This window comes from Parasphingorhabdus sp., assembly GCF_059726685.1.
The window spans coordinates 2693838-2709844 of sequence record NZ_AP041068.1 but is presented as its reverse complement, the minus strand read 5'-3'; the positions used below and the strand labels follow the sequence as shown (position 1 = coordinate 2709844).

Sequence of the window (16007 nt, the reverse complement as noted above, 5' to 3'; positions counted from 1 at the left end):
GGGTTGTTGAACCCCAGCACGCGCAAGGCGGCCAATGATGTGCGCATGCGTATCGTGATTTTGGTGGCCGCGATTTCGGTGTCGCTCGGGCTATTATACTGGCAGGTTCAAAACACAGCGCTGCTTCTGGCTTTCCTGGCACTGGCAATAACGACCGGTGCAGTGGTCTATTTCCTGCGTCCGAAAAATGCGGCAGCAGATGAAGAAACAGCATCCATTGCCGATTGGGCGGTCACTCGGCTGGTTGCCGATCAATCCGAAATTGGTCTGGCCATTACAGATCGCGCCGGGCGCCTGGTTTGCGCCAATGAACTTTTCACGAAATGGTTTAACGGTCCGGCGATTCCACCAGAACTGCCGTTACAGGATGGCGGGAATGAGTTGCTGACCACCGCTGGCAGGAACGCATGGCGAGATGGCCGCGGCTATGCCGAAGGGCTGAAGCGCGGGGTGGCTGAATATAATGCGAAGGTTGTGCGTGCGGGGCAGGGCGATGAATATCTGCTTTGGCAATTCAAGCCGCAGCGCCGCAACGATGTACTGGACGACACGATCCGCATGGTCGGGGGTGCGACAGGCCGGGCGCTGTCCGGAGCGGGCGTGCTGGCGACCGTTATTGGCGGCGAGGGCCGGATCAGGGCTTCCAACCAGGGTTTTGCTTTGAGAGCCACAGGCCGTGAAGAAGCCAATATATCCGGCCGCAACTTTATCAATTTCCTGCGGTCTGATGACAAGGGCACGATCTTTTTCGAACGTGATGGCCGACATGGTACACCGGTTCGCCTGTTCCATATCCCGCTGGACCGCGAACAGGAAAAAGGTCCGGCGCTGATCCTGCTCATTGACGATGACGGCGGCGCAGTCGAGCGCGGTCAGGCACTGGAGCAAGTCGAATCGATGCTGTCCTTGCTCCCGCTAGGATTGGCTCTGACCGACCGTGATGGGCGTTTTTTGTTTTTCAACAATGCCTTTGGCAGAGTTGCTGGTGTCCAGGAGGGAGAGAAACCGCTCTATCCGGGGGATCTGATGATCCGGGATGACAAATCGGCGGTGGCAGACGCGGTCCGGCGCTATGCCAGTGGTCCTTCCATGTCCGGCGATCTTGCGGTCCGGCTGCGCAATGGTGGAGATGATCCGGTCGCTTTGGGCATGGCCGGGATTCGCGGGCTTGGTGATGCAGCGGTCCTGCTATCGATCAAGGATAATAGCGAAGAGACCAAATTGAAAAGTCAGGTGGCGCAGGCGACCAAGATGCAGGCAGTCGGCCAGTTGGCTGGCGGTGTGGCGCATGACTTCAATAATATCCTGACCGCGATTATTGGTCATTGTGATCTGATGTTACTCCGGCATGCGCCTGGTGACAGTGACTATGATGATATTCAGCAGGTCAAGAATAACAGCAATCGCGCCGCTGGTTTGACGCGGCAACTTCTCGCCTTTTCGCGGCAGCAGACATTGCGGCCTCAAATTCTGCAGTTGCCCGATGTGGTTGCTGACGTATCCAATCTGCTCAAGCGCCTGCTTGATGACAGCATCGAGCTGGAAGTGAAGCATGGCCGCAATCTTGGCCTGGTTCGCGCCGACCCGGGGCAATTGGAACAGGTAATCATTAATCTGGGCGTCAATGCGCGCGATGCCATCAATGCCAGCGGCGCCAATGGTGGCAAGATATCGATCACGACACAAATGATCGCCCCGTCCGACGTCCGGGCAATGAAGCGCGATATCCTTCCGGTCGGTGACTATACAGCGCTTTTTGTTACGGATACGGGCAACGGTATTCCTCCAGCGGTTATCGGCAAAATTTTTGAACCGTTTTTTACAACCAAGGAAGTCGGTAAGGGCACCGGACTTGGCCTGTCCACGGTATACGGAATCGTCAAACAGTCCGGTGGCTATATCTTTGCTGATTCCAAACCGGGCGAAGGTGCGACTTTCTCCATCTACTTCCCCGTACACCAGGTTTCTGACCAGGAAACATTGCCGTCGTCAGAGCCACTGAAGGCCGTGGCGAAGAAAGAGCTATGGGGCAGCGGTCACATCCTGCTGGTTGAGGACGAGGATATGGTCCGTGCTGTCGCTGAACGGGCGTTGACACGGCAAGGCTATACAGTTGTTACGGCCAGTGATGGAGAAGAAGGACTACAGCATATCGAAGCGCTGGGCGAGGGCGAGGAGATTTTTGATATGATCGTATCGGATGTGGTCATGCCAAACATGGATGGACCGGCCATGGCCAAAGAGGTGCGGGCGCAATATCCCGATATGCCAATCCTGTTCATGTCGGGCTATGCCGAGGAGCAATTGCGCAAGTCCATTGATCTCGACAATGTTGCGTTCCTGCCCAAGCCTTTTTCCGTCGCTCAAATCGCCGAGGCCGTAGGAGAAGTTTTGGCCGAACATGCCAAATAGCATTTAATATTGCACATAAGTGCTTAATGAAATTGTGTTTTATGCAATTTCAAAAAAATTCTGTTCCACTCTTGTTCTAGTAGAACAAATGCGGTACATCATATCCATCATTGATTGATAGTGTACAAGCATTTAGCGAAGGGGACAGGCAAATGGCCGGCAATTTAAAAGTCGTAGAATCGGATAATCAATTGAACTCATCAGACAGACAAAAGGCGCTTGACGCCGCGTTGGCGCAGATTGATCGCGCTTTTGGTAAAGGCTCGGCTATGAAGCTGGGTTCCCGCAAGGCGATGGAGGTCGAATCGATCTCTACCGGTTCCTTGGGGCTGGATATCGCACTTGGCATCGGGGGATTGCCAAAGGGTCGTGTAATCGAAATTTATGGTCCGGAAAGTTCCGGTAAAACCACATTGGCGTTGCATGTCATCGCCGAAGCGCAAAAAGCAGGCGGCACGGCAGCCTTTGTCGATGCCGAACATGCCTTGGACCCTGTTTATGCCAATGCACTTGGTGTGGACATTGACGAACTCATCATATCCCAGCCCGACACAGGGGAGCAGGCGCTTGAGATTACCGATACGTTGGTTCGCTCAAACGCGATTGATGTTCTGGTTGTCGATTCGGTTGCTGCATTGGTTCCACGCGCTGAGATTGAGGGTGAAATGGGTGATGCCCATGTTGGCCTTCAGGCGCGTTTGATGAGTCAGGCACTGCGTAAGTTGACCGGTTCGATCAGCCGTTCCAAATGCATGGTGATCTTCATCAACCAGGTGCGTATGAAAATTGGCGTGATGTACGGCAATCCCGAAACCACATCGGGTGGTAATGCACTGAAATTCTATGCGTCGGTTCGTCTCGACATTCGCCGCACCGGGCAGATCAAGGAACGGGATGATATTGTCGGTAACTCGACCCGTGTGAAAGTGGTCAAGAACAAGGTCGCACCGCCGTTCAAGCAAGTGGAATTTGACATCATGTACGGGCAGGGCATTTCCAAAGTCGGCGAGATTATCGACTTGGGTGTGAAAGCCGGTGTGGTCGAAAAATCAGGCGCATGGTTCTCCTATGATTCCGTTCGTATTGGACAGGGGCGCGAAAATTCGAAACGCTTCCTGCTTGAGAATCCGGAAATGATGGCCAAGCTGGAAAATCAAATTCGCGGCAATGAAGAAGAAATTGCCGATGAGATGATGACCGGGCCTGTCGGCGCCGATAGCGACGCTGAAGCTGATGCCGAATAAAATAGGTGCAGGGGCGGGCTAGATCCGCCCCTATCCTTCTCTCCAAAATTCAAGTTTTGCCGGTCCGTTTTCCCCGAGACGGACCTTGGCATCCGGGCCGTCCTTCTGTCCCCCGATAGTCAGGACGGCCCTTTTCATTTGCTATCCAACAATTTCCTGTCAAAAGTTGGAAAAACCTGGCGGGTTCACGTTTTTTGCGGTCTTCCTGGTGTGATTTGTGTGAACTTTGGGTGCAGTAGAACACCGAGCTGGTAAATTTGCGATCACTTCAAAAGGGGAATTCATGACCATCATTGTCCATCATCTCGAAAACAGCCGGTCCCAACGCATCCTCTGGTTGCTGGAAGAATTGGCGCTTCCTTATGAGATCAAGCGCTATGAACGGCACCCGAAGACACAACGCGCACCGGACAGTTTGAAAGCAATCCATCCGCTGGGCAAATCACCGATGATCGAAGATGATGGTCAGGTGATTATCGAGACGGCCGCTATTGTCGAATATCTTGTCAGGAAAGCGGGTGGCACATTGGGGGCGCCGGAGGACAGGACCGGGGCGCAACTTTACACCCAATATCTCCACTTTGCCGAAGGATCGATGATGCCGCCGCTATTCGGCACACTTGTTATTAACCGCCTAGGATTTCTGGGCTGGCCGGCAAAGAAACCTATAATGGGTATGGTAGAGGACCTGCTATCATGGCTTGAGACCGAACTCGCATCTCGCCCTTATTTTGCGGGTAGCGAACTTACAGCCGCCGATGTGATGATGAGCTTTCCGCTAGAGGCGAGCCAGGCACGCGCTGGTCTGGATGATCGTTTCCCGAATTTGCAGGCATGGCTCAAACGCATTCATGAACGGCCGCAGTATAAGACTGCGCTCGAAAAAGGCGGTCCTTATGCCTATGCATGATCGTGCATCAGAATTTGCTGATTGATCAATTGACGGGATTGTAAACCGGACGGGCCTCGCCTAAGTCGATTTCATGATTACCACCAACGACATAAGACGCTCTTTTCTGGAATATTTTGCAGCACAGGGGCACGAAGTTGTTCCTTCGTCTCCGCTGATTCCACACAATGACCCGACGTTGATGTTTATCAACGCCGGCATGGTGCCGTTCAAGAATATCTTCACGGGCGCTGAGAAGAGCAAATTCCCGACGGCGACATCAAGCCAGAAATGCGTTCGTGCCGGTGGCAAGCATAATGACCTTGATAATGTCGGCTACACTGCCCGGCACCATACGTTTTTTGAAATGCTCGGTAACTTCTCCTTTGGCGATTATTTCAAGGAGCAGGCGATCCACAACGCTTGGGAATTAATTACCAAGACATGGGAAATTTCCGCCGATCGACTGACGGTGACCGTCTATCATACTGATGACGAAGCCTTTGATTTGTGGCGTAAAATATCAGGACTACCGGAAGAACGGATCATCCGGATCGCGACCAATGATAACTTCTGGTCTATGGGTGACACTGGTCCCTGCGGTCCTTGCAGCGAGATATTTTACGATCATGGCGATCATATTTTCGGCGGCCCTCCTGGCAGTCCGGATGAAGATGGCGACCGGTTTGTAGAAATCTGGAATCTGGTGTTCATGCAATATGAACAGCATGCTGGCGGTGATCGTATCGATTTGCCGAAGCCTTCGATTGATACCGGCATGGGGCTGGAGCGCGTTGCGGCCGTGATGCAGGGAACACACGACAATTATGAAATTGACCTGTTCAAGGCATTAATCGCGCAATCTGGCTCTTTAACCGGCACCGAAACAACAGGGGACAACCAGGCCAGCCACCGCGTTATCGCTGATCATTTGCGTGCATCATCCTTTCTGGTCGCCGATGGCGTTTTGCCAGCCAATGAAGGTCGCGGCTATGTGCTGCGGCGGATCATGCGGCGCGCCATGCGCCATGCCCACTTGCTGGGCGCTCAGGACCCGTTGATGCACCGAATGGTCGGCGCGTTAACCGGTGAAATGGGCAATGCATTTCCAGAGCTGATCCGTGCGAAACCGCTTATCGAGGAAACCTTGTTGCGGGAGGAAACCAATTTCCGCCGGACGCTCGACAAGGGGCTCAAGCTGCTGGATGCGGAGATTGCCGATATGAACGACGGCGATGTCTTGCCCGGCACTACCGCTTTCAAACTCTACGACACATATGGTTTCCCCTATGATCTGACCGAAGACGCTTTGCGGGCCAAATCGCTGGGTGTCGACCGCGATGGTTTCGATGCTGCCATGGCAGAACAAAAGGCCGCTGCTCGCGCCGCCTGGAAGGGATCTGGAGATCAGGCATCGGAGACCGTGTGGTTCAACATCGCTGAGCGCGAAGGCAGCACGGAATTCACGGGCTATAGCGCGGAATCCGGTGATGGTGTTGTTATTGCGCTAGTCAAGGACGGCGAAGAAATTCAGTCTGCCAGCACCGGTGATGAAGTCATAATGCTGACGAATCAGACACCGTTCTATGGTGAAAGCGGTGGTCAGATGGGTGACAGCGGTATGGTGTCTGGGCAGGACGGGTTCTCGGCCAGTGTTGCCGATACGAGCAAACCGCTTGGCCGCCTTCACGCACATCAAATGAAAATAGATAACGGAGCGGTTGCCGTCGGTGATACCGTCCATCTGGTGGTCGATTCAAAACGCCGGACCGAACTGCGCGCCAATCATAGCGCGACCCACTTGCTGCATAAGGCGCTGCGACACCATCTGGGCGATCATGTGACACAAAAGGGCAGTTTGGTGGCGCCAGACCGTCTGCGATTTGACTTTTCTCATCCGGCTGCTTTGACAGACGCAGAAATCAAGGCGGTTGAAGCTGATGTAAATGCGCAGGTGAGGGGCAATAGCACGGTAGTGACCCGCTTGATGAGTCCGGACGATGCGGTTGCCGCTGGTGCGCTGGCCCTGTTTGGTGAGAAATATGGCGATGAAGTTCGCGTTCTTTCCATGGGTGTCGAAGATGATACCGACTATTCGGTGGAGCTTTGTGGCGGAACCCATGTCAATGCGCTGGGTGATATCGGTTTGATGGTAATCGTCTCTGAATCGGCAGTATCGAGCGGTGTTCGTCGCATCGAGGCATTGACCGGCGAAGCAGCCCGATTGTGGTTAGGCGAACGGGACAGCAAGCTGAAATCCATTGCCGCTGCCTTGAAAGCCTCTCCCGAGGAGGCAGCCGAGCGGGTGTCCGCGTTGGTGGAAGAGCGTAAGAAGCTCGACCGCGAGTTGACGGAAGCGAAAAAGGCTTTGGCGCTGGCCGGAGATGGCGGCGGCTCCGCAAAGAACAAAGTGGAAACCATTGGCGATGTTTCTTTTAGCGGCCAGGTGATAAATGGCCTAAACCCCAAAGAGCTTCGCGGCCTGATTGATGAAGAAAAAAAGAAAATGGGCAGCGGTATCAGCGCCCTGATCGCGGTCAACGATGGCCGCGCCACAGTGGCTGTCGGCGTAACGGATGATCTGACCGGCTCTCATAATGCAGTTGATCTGGTTCAGTCTGCTGTCGCAGCTGTCGGCGGAAAAGGTGGTGGTGGTCGCCCTGACATGGCGCAAGGCGGCGGACCGGATGGCACCAAAGCCGATGATGCTATTGCTGCAATAAAGGCTATTCTTGCGGACTGAGTTTTGTCGCAGGAACGGCGCTATCGTCCAAAGCCGATGATTTGAGCTTTGGTCCAACTTCTAGATCACCGTCTTTTTGGATCTGGTGCCGAATCTGATCCCGTTTCTCATGGATGGACGCAATGACAGGGCCCATGGCGACGCCGTTTTCCACCAGTATCGCCTCTGATAACTGCAGAGACCCTTCCAGTGCCTCAGGTACCGCATTGGTGGCACCGGCCTGATAAAGCTCGGCCGCGTGCTCTGTATCCCGGGCGCGTACAATAATTGGCAAATTGGGAACCCATGCGCGAACCTTCTTCACAACCTGGACGGAGAGAACCGGTTCGTCCATCGTCAATACGAGCGCCTTAGCGTGCCCAAGTCGCAGCCGATCCAGCATTTCATTGCGCGCTACATTCCCAAAGATAATCGGATAACCGTCCCGCCGGGCGTCCGCCACCACATCAATATTCGACTCTATCGCCAGATAGTTCTGGTTATGTGCCTGCATCATGTCCGCGATCAGCCGTCCGACCCTGCCAAAACCGATGATGATTGTTTTTTCGGCATCGATCACCTGATCATCGGTGGCTTCGATATTTTCACCCCGCAACTCAATCCGCCTGGCCATATCATGGCCAAACCTGGCCAATAGGGGGGTGATCGTAAGGCCGATTGCCGTGACAATCTGCCAGAAAGCGGCCGTTTGTGGTTGGATAAGCTGCGCTTGGGTGGCGGCTGCCAGAACAATCAAGGTGGTTTCTGAGGGGCTGGACATCAATACGCCAGCCTCCGTGGCTGTACCCGGCCGTGCACCAGCAAACCGCAGCAAGCCGCCGGTTACAATTGCCTTTACCAGTACCACCCCGACAACAGCTGTGATCAGGCTGGCCCAGTTTTCCAGAATGACGCGAATATCGATCTGCATGCCGACAGTGATTAGAAATACACCGAGTGCGAGCCCCTTAAAGGGAGCAGTGATAACTTCAACTTCGCCGTGATATTCGGTCTCGGCGATAAGCAGTCCGGCCAAAAGTGCACCTACTATCGGCGAAAGACCAGTCGCGGCCGTCGCAAGGCTGGCGAGGATGATGACCAGCAGGCTAACGGACAAAAAGAGTTCAGGACTTTTTGTCCGTGCCGCTTGTGCAAAAATCCGCGGCAATAATAGTCGTCCAAGCACCAACATCCCGATTATCACCGCGCCGCCAATAATAAGAGTGTTTATCAGCTCTTCCCACGACGATCCGCTGGCATAGGAAGGTGCGAGGGCGCCGAGCAGAAAAATGATCGGCACGATGGCAACGTCTTCGAACAGGAGCATGGCTAGCGCAGCGCGACCCACCGGGGTTTTTGTGCCGGACATCGGCAGTACAAGAGCCGTAGATGACAACGCCAAGGCTAGGCCGAGACCCAGTGCGCCGGCGGGATTCTGTCCTATCAGATAAAGAACAAAACCAATGATGAAACCGGAGATGGTCAACTCTGCAGCGCCGACGCCGAATACGAGTTGCCGCATCGACCACAGCCGCTTGAATGAAAGTTCCAGGCCGATGGAAAATAGCAGCAGGATTATCCCGAACTCGGCAAAGGGTTCTATCGCCTCCCGATCATTAATCGTGACAAACTTGAGCCAGTCATATTGGCCTGACAGAGCGCCGAGTCCCGAAGGGCCAAGCAGAATCCCGACCAGAATGAAACCGATAATCGGTGTGATCCTGAAACGCGCGAAGGCGGGAATGACAAGCCCCGCCGCTCCCAATATGACTATAGCGTCGATAAATGCGGGATTGTCGAGTGGAGTGGACATGGCGTCATCTATACGCGAAAGATGGTATTTGTCAGCACTATCAATTGAGCAAATGCCATCATGAATAAAGCCAGCACTGATATATTGATCGTTGGTGGCGGTCCGGCGGGGATGATGGCGGGCTTGCTGTTCGCCAGGGCCGGTTTGAAAGTGACTGTTCTAGAGAAACATGCTGATTTTCTGAGAGATTTTCGTGGTGACACGGTGCACCCTTCAACACTTGAACTGTTCCACCAATTGGGACTGCTCTATGAACTGTTGAAAATACCGCACAGCAGACTGGACAGTTTTTCTGTTCGGGTTGCTGGCAGGATCATGCGGATCGCTGATATGCAGCACCTTCCGGTTGCCGCGCCGTACATCGCGATGATGCCACAATGGGACTTGCTCAACTTTATCGCGACTCAGGCTTCCGTTTATCCGGGATTTGAACTTCGCATGAAAACCGAAGCCACCGACCTAGACTATGACAGTGAAGACCGGGTAAGCGGCGTGCTGACCTCTTCGGGCGAAATTCTGCGGTCGAAACTGGTAATTGCGGCTGATGGGCGACGCTCTGTTCTGCGCGAAAAAGCGGAGTTTCCAATAGAGAATATTGGAGCACCGATGGATGTATTTTGGTTCCGGGTCGACAAACCGCATAACTATGCCGGCGATCTGGCCGGAACCATCAGCGCGGGACGATTCATGGTAATGATTGACCGCGGTGAATATCTTCAATGCGCCTATGTGTTCGGAAAAGGAAAGGCTGATGCGGTACGTCAAGAAGGTATCGAGAAATTCCGAGCCAGCCTTAAGACCTTGGTACCCGATCTAGCCAACGCATTTGATCAGATAGAAGACTGGGCGCAGGTCAAGACACTGGAAGTTTCTCTAGATAGGCTGCTGAGGTGGCATAGACCTGGCTTGCTGGTCATTGGCGATGCAGCGCATGCTATGTCGCCTATTGGCGGTGTCGGAATTAATGTTGCTGTCCAAGACGCCGTCACGGCCGCAAATGTTCTTGCCGCACCCATGGCGCAAGGAAAGAATCCTGATATGTTATTGGAGCAGATCTATCGACGCCGTATAAAACCGGTCAAACGTATGCAGGCCGTTCAAAAACTTGCGCAAGACCGATTCATTGCCCCATTACTTGCGCGCAATGAAGCTATTGAAAAACCGTTTCTGCCGTTACGGATATTGAACCGTGTGCCAGTATTGCGGCGGATTCCCGGTACCGTCATCGGAATGGGGCTGGGGCGAGAGGCTATCCAGTCGCCGAAAGTCTGATTATTTCCAGTTTTGCATTTCCGTTTCGAGATTGGAGCGAACCGCTTCAAAGAATTGTTCGGTTGTCATCCAGCTCTGATCCGGACCGATGAGGATCGCCAAATCCTTCGTCATGCTGCCGCTTTCCACGGTCTGGATACAGACTTTCTCGAGCGTTTCAGCAAAGCGCGTGACTTCTGGCGTATCATCGAACTTGCCGCGATAAATCAGGCCGCGAGTCCATGCGAAGATGGACGCAATAGGATTGGTCGAAGTGGCTTTACCTTGTTGATGTTGGCGGTAATGGCGGGTGACCGTACCATGTGCAGCTTCTGCTTCTACGGTGTTGCCGGTTGGAGTCATTAGCACTGACGTCATCAGACCAAGCGAACCAAATCCCTGTGCAACCGTGTCGGACTGAACGTCACCGTCATAGTTTTTACAGGCCCAGACAAATTTCCCGCTCCATTTCATCGCGGCAGCGACCATGTCGTCGATCAGGCGATGTTCGTAGAGGATGTTCGCTTTTTCAAACTTATCCTTAAACTCGGCTTCGAACACTTCCTCGAACAGGTCTTTGAAGCGTCCGTCATAGGCTTTCATGATCGTGTTCTTGGTGGAGAGATAGACAGGCCAGTTGCGATTAAGGCCATAATTCATGGAAGCACGGGCAAAGTCGCGGATGGAATCATCCAGATTATACATAGCCATCGCAACGCCAGGAGATGGGAACTGGAACACTTCCTCATCGATCTTTGTGCCATCGTCACCGTCAAAAACCAGACGAAGCTTACCCGGGCCAGGGACTTTAAAGTCAGTTGCGCGATACTGGTCACCAAAAGCGTGACGGCCAACCACGATTGGGTCAGTCCAGCCCGGTACGAGCCGGGGCACATTATCAATTACGATTGGCTCACGGAAAACAACACCGCCAAGAATATTACGGATGGTGCCATTTGGTGATTTCCACATCCGCTTGAGGTCGAATTCTTCAACCCGTGCTTCGTCTGGCGTGATGGTTGCACATTTTACGCCAACACCATGTTTGTTGATTGCATTGGCGGCATCAACCGTGATTTTGTCATTGGTATCATCGCGCACCTGTATGGCGAGATCATAATAATGCAGGTCAATGTCCAGATAAGGTTCGATTAGCTTTTCACGAATCCATTGCCAGATGATCCGTGTCATCTCATCGCCATCAAGTTCGACGACCGGGTTTTTGACCTTAATTTTAGACATAGAAATTATTCTTTCCTGCAAGCAATGTTTATCGAAGCATTCGGTGGGAGGAATCTAAGATGACGATCTCTTAGCAAAGATCGCAATATGTTCAACCATCTGTTCAAAACTCTCGTCATTGATCCTGCAAAACTGCTGTAGGAGTATTGTCAGAGCAGGACACTGCTTCTAAGGAACATGCATGGCGATAGAAAAATATTCAAACAAAGGCCTTGGCGAAGCCAAATGGTCTTTTCCACCGGTCCACCCCGAAGGCCGTAAATTTGCTGTCATCTCGGCGGCCATTACAGCAGTCTTTGCGTTTTTCGCATGGGAAACACTGGCATGGCCAATGGCTGGTGTTACGATCTGGGTGCTGGCTTTTTTCCGTGATCCGAAACGGGTCACACCTCTGGACGACAAATATATTGTTGCACCGGCGGACGGGCTGGTCAATTTGATCATGCCGGTCGTACCACCGCTGGAATTGCAGGGTGAGGGCGGTCTCGGTGACGAGGAACTGATCCGCGTCTCGATTTTCATGAGCGTCTTTGACGTGCATATCAATCGCACGCCCATTGAAGGCACGGTGAAACGGCAGGCCTATATATCGGGCAAATTCCTGAATGCCGACCTTGATAAAGCCAGTGACGAAAACGAACGCCAGCATTTTATGGTTGAACGCAACGATGGCCTGAAGGTTGGCTTTACCCAGATAGCTGGACTGGTCGCGCGGCGGATCATGTCCTTTGTGAAAGAAGGCGATTTTGTTGCGGTTGGGCAGCGTATTGGCCTGATTCGCTTTGGCAGCCGCGTCGATGTTTACCTGCCCAAGGGCACAACACCCAATGTAGTTCTGGGACAGCGGACCATCGCCGGAGAAACGATTATTGCCGAGATCGGGCAAGTGAAAGAAATTGAAGGCATTGGTCAATGACGACCGGGCCAAATATTCAGGGCGCGACCTAGTTAGTGGCTGATAAGAAAACCACGGAACGACCGGAGCGGGGTATATCGCTGCGAGCCTTTACGCCGAACGCGGTGACCGCCCTGGCGCTTTGTGTTGGCCTCAGCGGTGTGCGCTTTGCATTTCTGGAAAATTGGGTGCTGGCTGCCGGTGCCGTTGTTCTGGCCGGTATATTGGACGGATTGGACGGGCGCATCGCCCGGTTGTTGAATGCACAAAGCCGTTTTGGTGCAGAACTCGATTCGCTTTCTGATGTGATCGCTTTTGGCGTGACACCAGCGCTTGTCATGTTTTTCTGGTCACTGCAGCATATGCCGCAATTTGGCTGGGTGATATCCCTGACTATGGCCGTGGGGTGTGCGTTACGGCTGGCCCGGTTCAACGCTCATATCGATGACGAGGATCAGCCGCACAAGTCGGCCGGGTTTTTAACTGGCATTCCGGCTCCGGTCGCTGCCGGTCTCGCCATGCTGCCCTTATATCTCTGGGTGATTACTGATCAGGACCTGTTTCGCCATTATTTTGCGGTCGGACCATGGATTGTGCTCATCGCCTTCCTCATGATCTCTAACACAGCCACCTATAGTTGGTCTTCACTTCGGTTGCGTAAGAATATCCGTCTGGAGGCTCTTGCCGGCTTCGCTCTGCTTGGTGTCGCGCTTATCAACAATCCGTGGATAACATTAAGTGTGATCAGTATCGGCTATATCGTTCTGATTCCGTTCAGCATCCGAAGCTACGCAAAGGTCAAGCGGCAGCGCGCAGAGGAACTGTCCGAACAGTCCGGCGGTGCGGGCTAGTCCGGTAAGCCTTGTTCGCTGAGCTACGATTGCGCTGCGAGACAGCCAGTGCACCGACGTTCTTCTCACCAAGTTCCGCAACTATCACGGCCATTATCTTGTCCTGATAAGCATGAAACATCATCCCGATGGTCAGAACTGCGCCAATCAAGGCGAGGGCAAAAAAGGTGGCAATAGCGAATGTCAGCATGTCAAAATCCCGTATGTTCTTTCTATGACCCTTTAATGTTCTAAATATGTTCTCTTGTCAAATATTATCTGAAACATGCCTGAAATACGCATCAAGCGGCGAAAAGGTTACATCCTGCTGCTAATGCGGAAATCTCGGAGCCGGGGCAGCTCACGCCCTGTCAAGTTGTGCAATGGTCAGGCTTGGTCTGTTTTCAAAGGGCCGACCTTATCCAATTACATAATGGTCTTCCGTTTCACCCCCTCTATGATCGGACTATCGAAAGAAAGAGAGTGAATGTCGGTAGACCCTTATATTTATGTTGTAATCGTCAGCGCGCTAGCACTGTTGGCTTACTATTTCACTCTGCTGATGGCCGGTTTGGCCCGGGGCAGGTTCAAAATTGAAGCGCCATCGCACAGCGGTCCTCCGGAATATGAACGCTATGTCCGTGCTCATCATAATACACTTGAGCATCTGGTTCTGTTTCTGCCTGGATTATGGCTCTTCGCCTATGCGGTAAGCCCGGTCTGGGCTGCCGGGATTGGATCAATCTGGCCATTCATGCGCGTCGGTTATGCTTTAGGTTATCACAGAGCGTCGGAGAAACGCCTGATTTGGATTTATCTTAGTATGCCACCCATTTACATTTTCGTATTGGGTTCGCTTATAGGCGGCCTGGTGCAGGTAATCAGAGGATGAGAGAGACGAATATGGAACATGATCTGGTTATCCGGGGCGGTACTATTGCCGATGGCAGTGGCGGCGCGCTTATCGAAGGTGATATTGCTGTTTCCGATGGTAAAATCTCTGCCATTGGAGAGGTCAACGGCCGCGGCCGCGAAGAAATTGATGCCACTGACCGGATTGTGACGCCGGGCTTTATTGACGTGCATACCCATTATGACGGGCAGTGCATCTGGGCGGAAGAATTGAGCCCTTCGTCCTCACATGGTGTGACCACCGCGGTGATGGGCAATTGTGGCGTCGGGTTCGCGCCTTGCCGGAAGGAGGATCATGATCTGCTGATCAACGTCATGGAAGGAGTGGAGGATATACCCGGGGTCGTCATGGCGGATGGCTTGCCATGGAACTGGGAAACATTTCCGGAATATCTGGATACTGTGGCGAAGGGCAAACGCGATATTGATGTCGCCGCTTATCTGCCGCATTCTCCGCTCCGGGTCTATGCCATGGGCGAGCGCGGCGCTTCTCGAGAACCGGCCAATGAGGATGATCTGGCGCTGATGCGCAAGCTGTCTAAGGAAGCAATTGAAGCAGGCGCGCTGGGTTTTGCCACGTCGCGATTGTCGATTCACAAAACGGCAGATGGCGGCAGCATCCCGACATTCGAAGCAGATGTTCAGGAACTGGAAGCGATTTGCAGCGGGATGGCCGATGCCGGGACCGGCACGTTTCAGGTCGTGCTTGATGCCTTTGTTGGCTGGGACAAAGAGTATAAGGTGATCGAGCGGGTGGTCGAGGCAAGCGGCCGGCCCGCTACTTTCACTCTGGCCTCAGGGAATGACGGCCCGCCGCGCTGGCGCAAGGTGCTCGACATGATAGACCAGACCAATGCCAGCGGCGGCAAGGCCACGGCGCAGATCATGCCGCGCCCGATTGGCCTGATCGCGGGCCTGGAACTGACGGTGCATCCGTTCGTGCTTTGCCCGAGTTGGTCCAAAATTGCCGACTTGTCTGTAGAGGAACAGGTCGCTGCTATGCGCGATCCGGAGTTGCGGGAAGCCCTGATCACTGAAGACTTTGAAAAAGGCCACCCGTTTAACGAGCTCGCCCGGGACTGGAACTGGCTGTTCCCTCTCGATGATCCGCCGGATTATGCGCCGTCAAAGGAAATGAGCATGGCCGGGCAGGCGAAGGCGAAAGGTTGCTCGCCACAGGAAATTGCCTATGACCGGCTGCTCGAAACCGAAGGCAAAGGCTTGTTTCTCGCTGCGCTGGGCAACTACGAAGATGCGACGCTCGATAGTGCGCATGAAATGCTCAGTCATCCGCATTGTATCCCAGGCCTTGGCGATGGTGGCGCGCATTATGGTGCGATATGCGATGCCAGCTATTCAACCTTTTTGCTGACGCAATTTGTGCAAAATCCGGGAGATCTGCGTTTTGACCTTGCCGAGGCGGTACATATGCTGTCGCACAAAGCGGCCAAAGCGGTTGGGCTGCCGGAGCGTGGCTTGCTGAAGCCGGGGGCCAAGGCTGATATCAATGTCATCAACCTGGACGGCTTGAAACTGCACCTGCCTGAAATCGTACGTGATCTGCCGGCGGGTGGTCAGCGACTTCATCAGCGCGCGACCGGTTATGACGCTACCATTGTTTCAGGGGAAGTGATCCGTCGATTTGATGAATCAACTGGCGCACGGCCCGGGCAGTTAATCAGGAACGCTTAGCGGCGATGATGGGCCTATCGGTCCAGTCTTGCCGCGTTTCCGAAGTTTAGGCTTGCATTTCCCCGCGCATCGCTCTAACGGCACGCTCATTCCACATGGAAAGCG

Annotated in this window: 12 protein-coding genes; 9 read left to right on the top strand and 3 right to left on the bottom strand. The window is 53.5% G+C overall.

Going from position 1 to position 16007, the window contains the following annotated elements; all coding sequences use genetic code 11:
- The first annotated feature begins 45 nt into the window (after positions 1 to 45).
- The 4 genes from AC6I9Z_RS13350 (at position 46) to alaS (ending at position 7288) form a co-directional block, all read left to right on the top strand.
- On the top strand, positions 46 to 2412 hold the full coding sequence (locus AC6I9Z_RS13350; RefSeq protein ID WP_461456931.1) for a response regulator: 2367 nt from the start codon (positions 46 to 48) through the stop codon (positions 2410 to 2412).
- A gap of 152 nt (positions 2413 to 2564) precedes the next feature.
- On the top strand, positions 2565 to 3656 hold the full coding sequence (gene recA / locus AC6I9Z_RS13345) for a recombinase RecA (RefSeq protein ID WP_461456269.1): 1092 nt from the start codon (positions 2565 to 2567) through the stop codon (positions 3654 to 3656).
- 283 nt (positions 3657 to 3939) lie between these two features.
- Positions 3940 to 4566: a glutathione S-transferase family protein gene (locus AC6I9Z_RS13340; RefSeq protein WP_109356671.1), complete on the top strand. Its 627-nt coding sequence runs from the start codon at positions 3940 to 3942 to the stop codon at positions 4564 to 4566.
- Positions 4567 to 4639: 73 nt separating this feature from the next.
- A complete protein-coding gene (gene alaS, locus AC6I9Z_RS13335; RefSeq protein WP_461456268.1) occupies positions 4640 to 7288 on the top strand; it encodes an alanine--tRNA ligase in 2649 nt (882 codons plus the stop codon).
- On the opposite strand, the gene AC6I9Z_RS13330 is transcribed toward alaS, so the two are convergent.
- Positions 7272 to 9080, bottom strand: coding sequence for a cation:proton antiporter domain-containing protein (locus AC6I9Z_RS13330; protein ID WP_461456267.1), 1809 nt, complete (start codon positions 9078 to 9080; stop codon positions 7272 to 7274). The two genes, alaS and AC6I9Z_RS13330, sit on opposite strands and share 17 nt — an antisense overlap.
- A gap of 60 nt (positions 9081 to 9140) precedes the next feature.
- Here AC6I9Z_RS13330 and AC6I9Z_RS13325 point away from each other — a divergent pair, with 60 nt between their 5' ends.
- Entirely contained in the window at positions 9141 to 10352 is a 1212-nt protein-coding gene (locus tag AC6I9Z_RS13325; protein WP_461456266.1) for an FAD-dependent oxidoreductase, read from the top strand.
- Here the strand turns inward: AC6I9Z_RS13325 and AC6I9Z_RS13320 are convergent, their stop codons facing one another.
- The gene (locus AC6I9Z_RS13320) at positions 10353 to 11573 is read right to left on the bottom strand and encodes an NADP-dependent isocitrate dehydrogenase (RefSeq protein WP_461456265.1); all 1221 of its coding nucleotides are present in this window, start codon (positions 11571 to 11573) and stop codon (positions 10353 to 10355) included.
- Positions 11574 to 11754: 181 nt separating this feature from the next.
- On the opposite strand from AC6I9Z_RS13320, the gene AC6I9Z_RS13315 reads away from it, so the two are divergent.
- Together AC6I9Z_RS13315 and AC6I9Z_RS13310 are read left to right on the top strand one after the other, a co-directional pair.
- Positions 11755 to 12489: a phosphatidylserine decarboxylase gene (locus AC6I9Z_RS13315; RefSeq protein ID WP_461456264.1), complete on the top strand. Its 735-nt coding sequence runs from the start codon at positions 11755 to 11757 to the stop codon at positions 12487 to 12489.
- A gap of 35 nt (positions 12490 to 12524) precedes the next feature.
- Entirely contained in the window at positions 12525 to 13319 is a 795-nt protein-coding gene (locus AC6I9Z_RS13310; RefSeq protein ID WP_461456263.1) for a CDP-alcohol phosphatidyltransferase family protein, read from the top strand.
- Here the strand turns inward: AC6I9Z_RS13310 and AC6I9Z_RS13305 are convergent.
- Positions 13267 to 13509, bottom strand: a complete 243-nt coding sequence (locus AC6I9Z_RS13305) for a hypothetical protein (RefSeq protein ID WP_461456262.1) — start codon at positions 13507 to 13509, stop codon at positions 13267 to 13269. The genes AC6I9Z_RS13310 and AC6I9Z_RS13305 overlap by 53 nt on opposite strands.
- Before the next feature lie 276 nt (positions 13510 to 13785).
- On the opposite strand from AC6I9Z_RS13305, the gene AC6I9Z_RS13300 reads away from it, so the two are divergent.
- Together AC6I9Z_RS13300 and AC6I9Z_RS13295 are read left to right on the top strand one after the other, a co-directional pair.
- Positions 13786 to 14190 (top strand): MAPEG family protein, encoded by a 405-nt coding sequence (locus AC6I9Z_RS13300; protein ID WP_461456261.1) that lies wholly within the window; start codon positions 13786 to 13788, stop codon positions 14188 to 14190.
- Positions 14187 to 15902: an N-acyl-D-amino-acid deacylase family protein gene (locus AC6I9Z_RS13295; RefSeq protein WP_461456260.1), complete on the top strand. Its 1716-nt coding sequence runs from the start codon at positions 14187 to 14189 to the stop codon at positions 15900 to 15902. The genes AC6I9Z_RS13300 and AC6I9Z_RS13295 overlap by 4 nt, the downstream gene beginning before the upstream one ends.
- Positions 15903 to 16007: the final 105 nt, after the last annotated feature.

Bases quoted from the DNA above. Each gene is read 5' to 3' on its own strand.
- AC6I9Z_RS13350 (WP_461456931.1), top strand. From the start codon at position 46: ATGCGTATCGTGATTTTGGTGGCCGCGATTTCGGTGTCGCTCGGGCTA.
- recA (WP_461456269.1), top strand. From the start codon at position 2,565: ATGGCCGGCAATTTAAAAGTCGTAGAATCGGATAATCAATTGAACTCA.
- AC6I9Z_RS13340 (WP_109356671.1), top strand. From the start codon at position 3,940: ATGACCATCATTGTCCATCATCTCGAAAACAGCCGGTCCCAACGCATC.
- alaS (WP_461456268.1), top strand. From the start codon at position 4,640: ATGATTACCACCAACGACATAAGACGCTCTTTTCTGGAATATTTTGCA.
- AC6I9Z_RS13330 (WP_461456267.1), bottom strand. From the start codon at position 9,080: ATGTCCACTCCACTCGACAATCCCGCATTTATCGACGCTATAGTCATA.
- AC6I9Z_RS13325 (WP_461456266.1), top strand. From the start codon at position 9,141: ATGAATAAAGCCAGCACTGATATATTGATCGTTGGTGGCGGTCCGGCG.
- AC6I9Z_RS13320 (WP_461456265.1), bottom strand. From the start codon at position 11,573: ATGTCTAAAATTAAGGTCAAAAACCCGGTCGTCGAACTTGATGGCGAT.
- AC6I9Z_RS13315 (WP_461456264.1), top strand. From the start codon at position 11,755: ATGGCGATAGAAAAATATTCAAACAAAGGCCTTGGCGAAGCCAAATGG.
- AC6I9Z_RS13305 (WP_461456262.1), bottom strand. From the start codon at position 13,509: ATGCTGACATTCGCTATTGCCACCTTTTTTGCCCTCGCCTTGATTGGC.
- AC6I9Z_RS13300 (WP_461456261.1), top strand. From the start codon at position 13,786: ATGTCGGTAGACCCTTATATTTATGTTGTAATCGTCAGCGCGCTAGCA.
- AC6I9Z_RS13295 (WP_461456260.1), top strand. From the start codon at position 14,187: ATGAGAGAGACGAATATGGAACATGATCTGGTTATCCGGGGCGGTACT.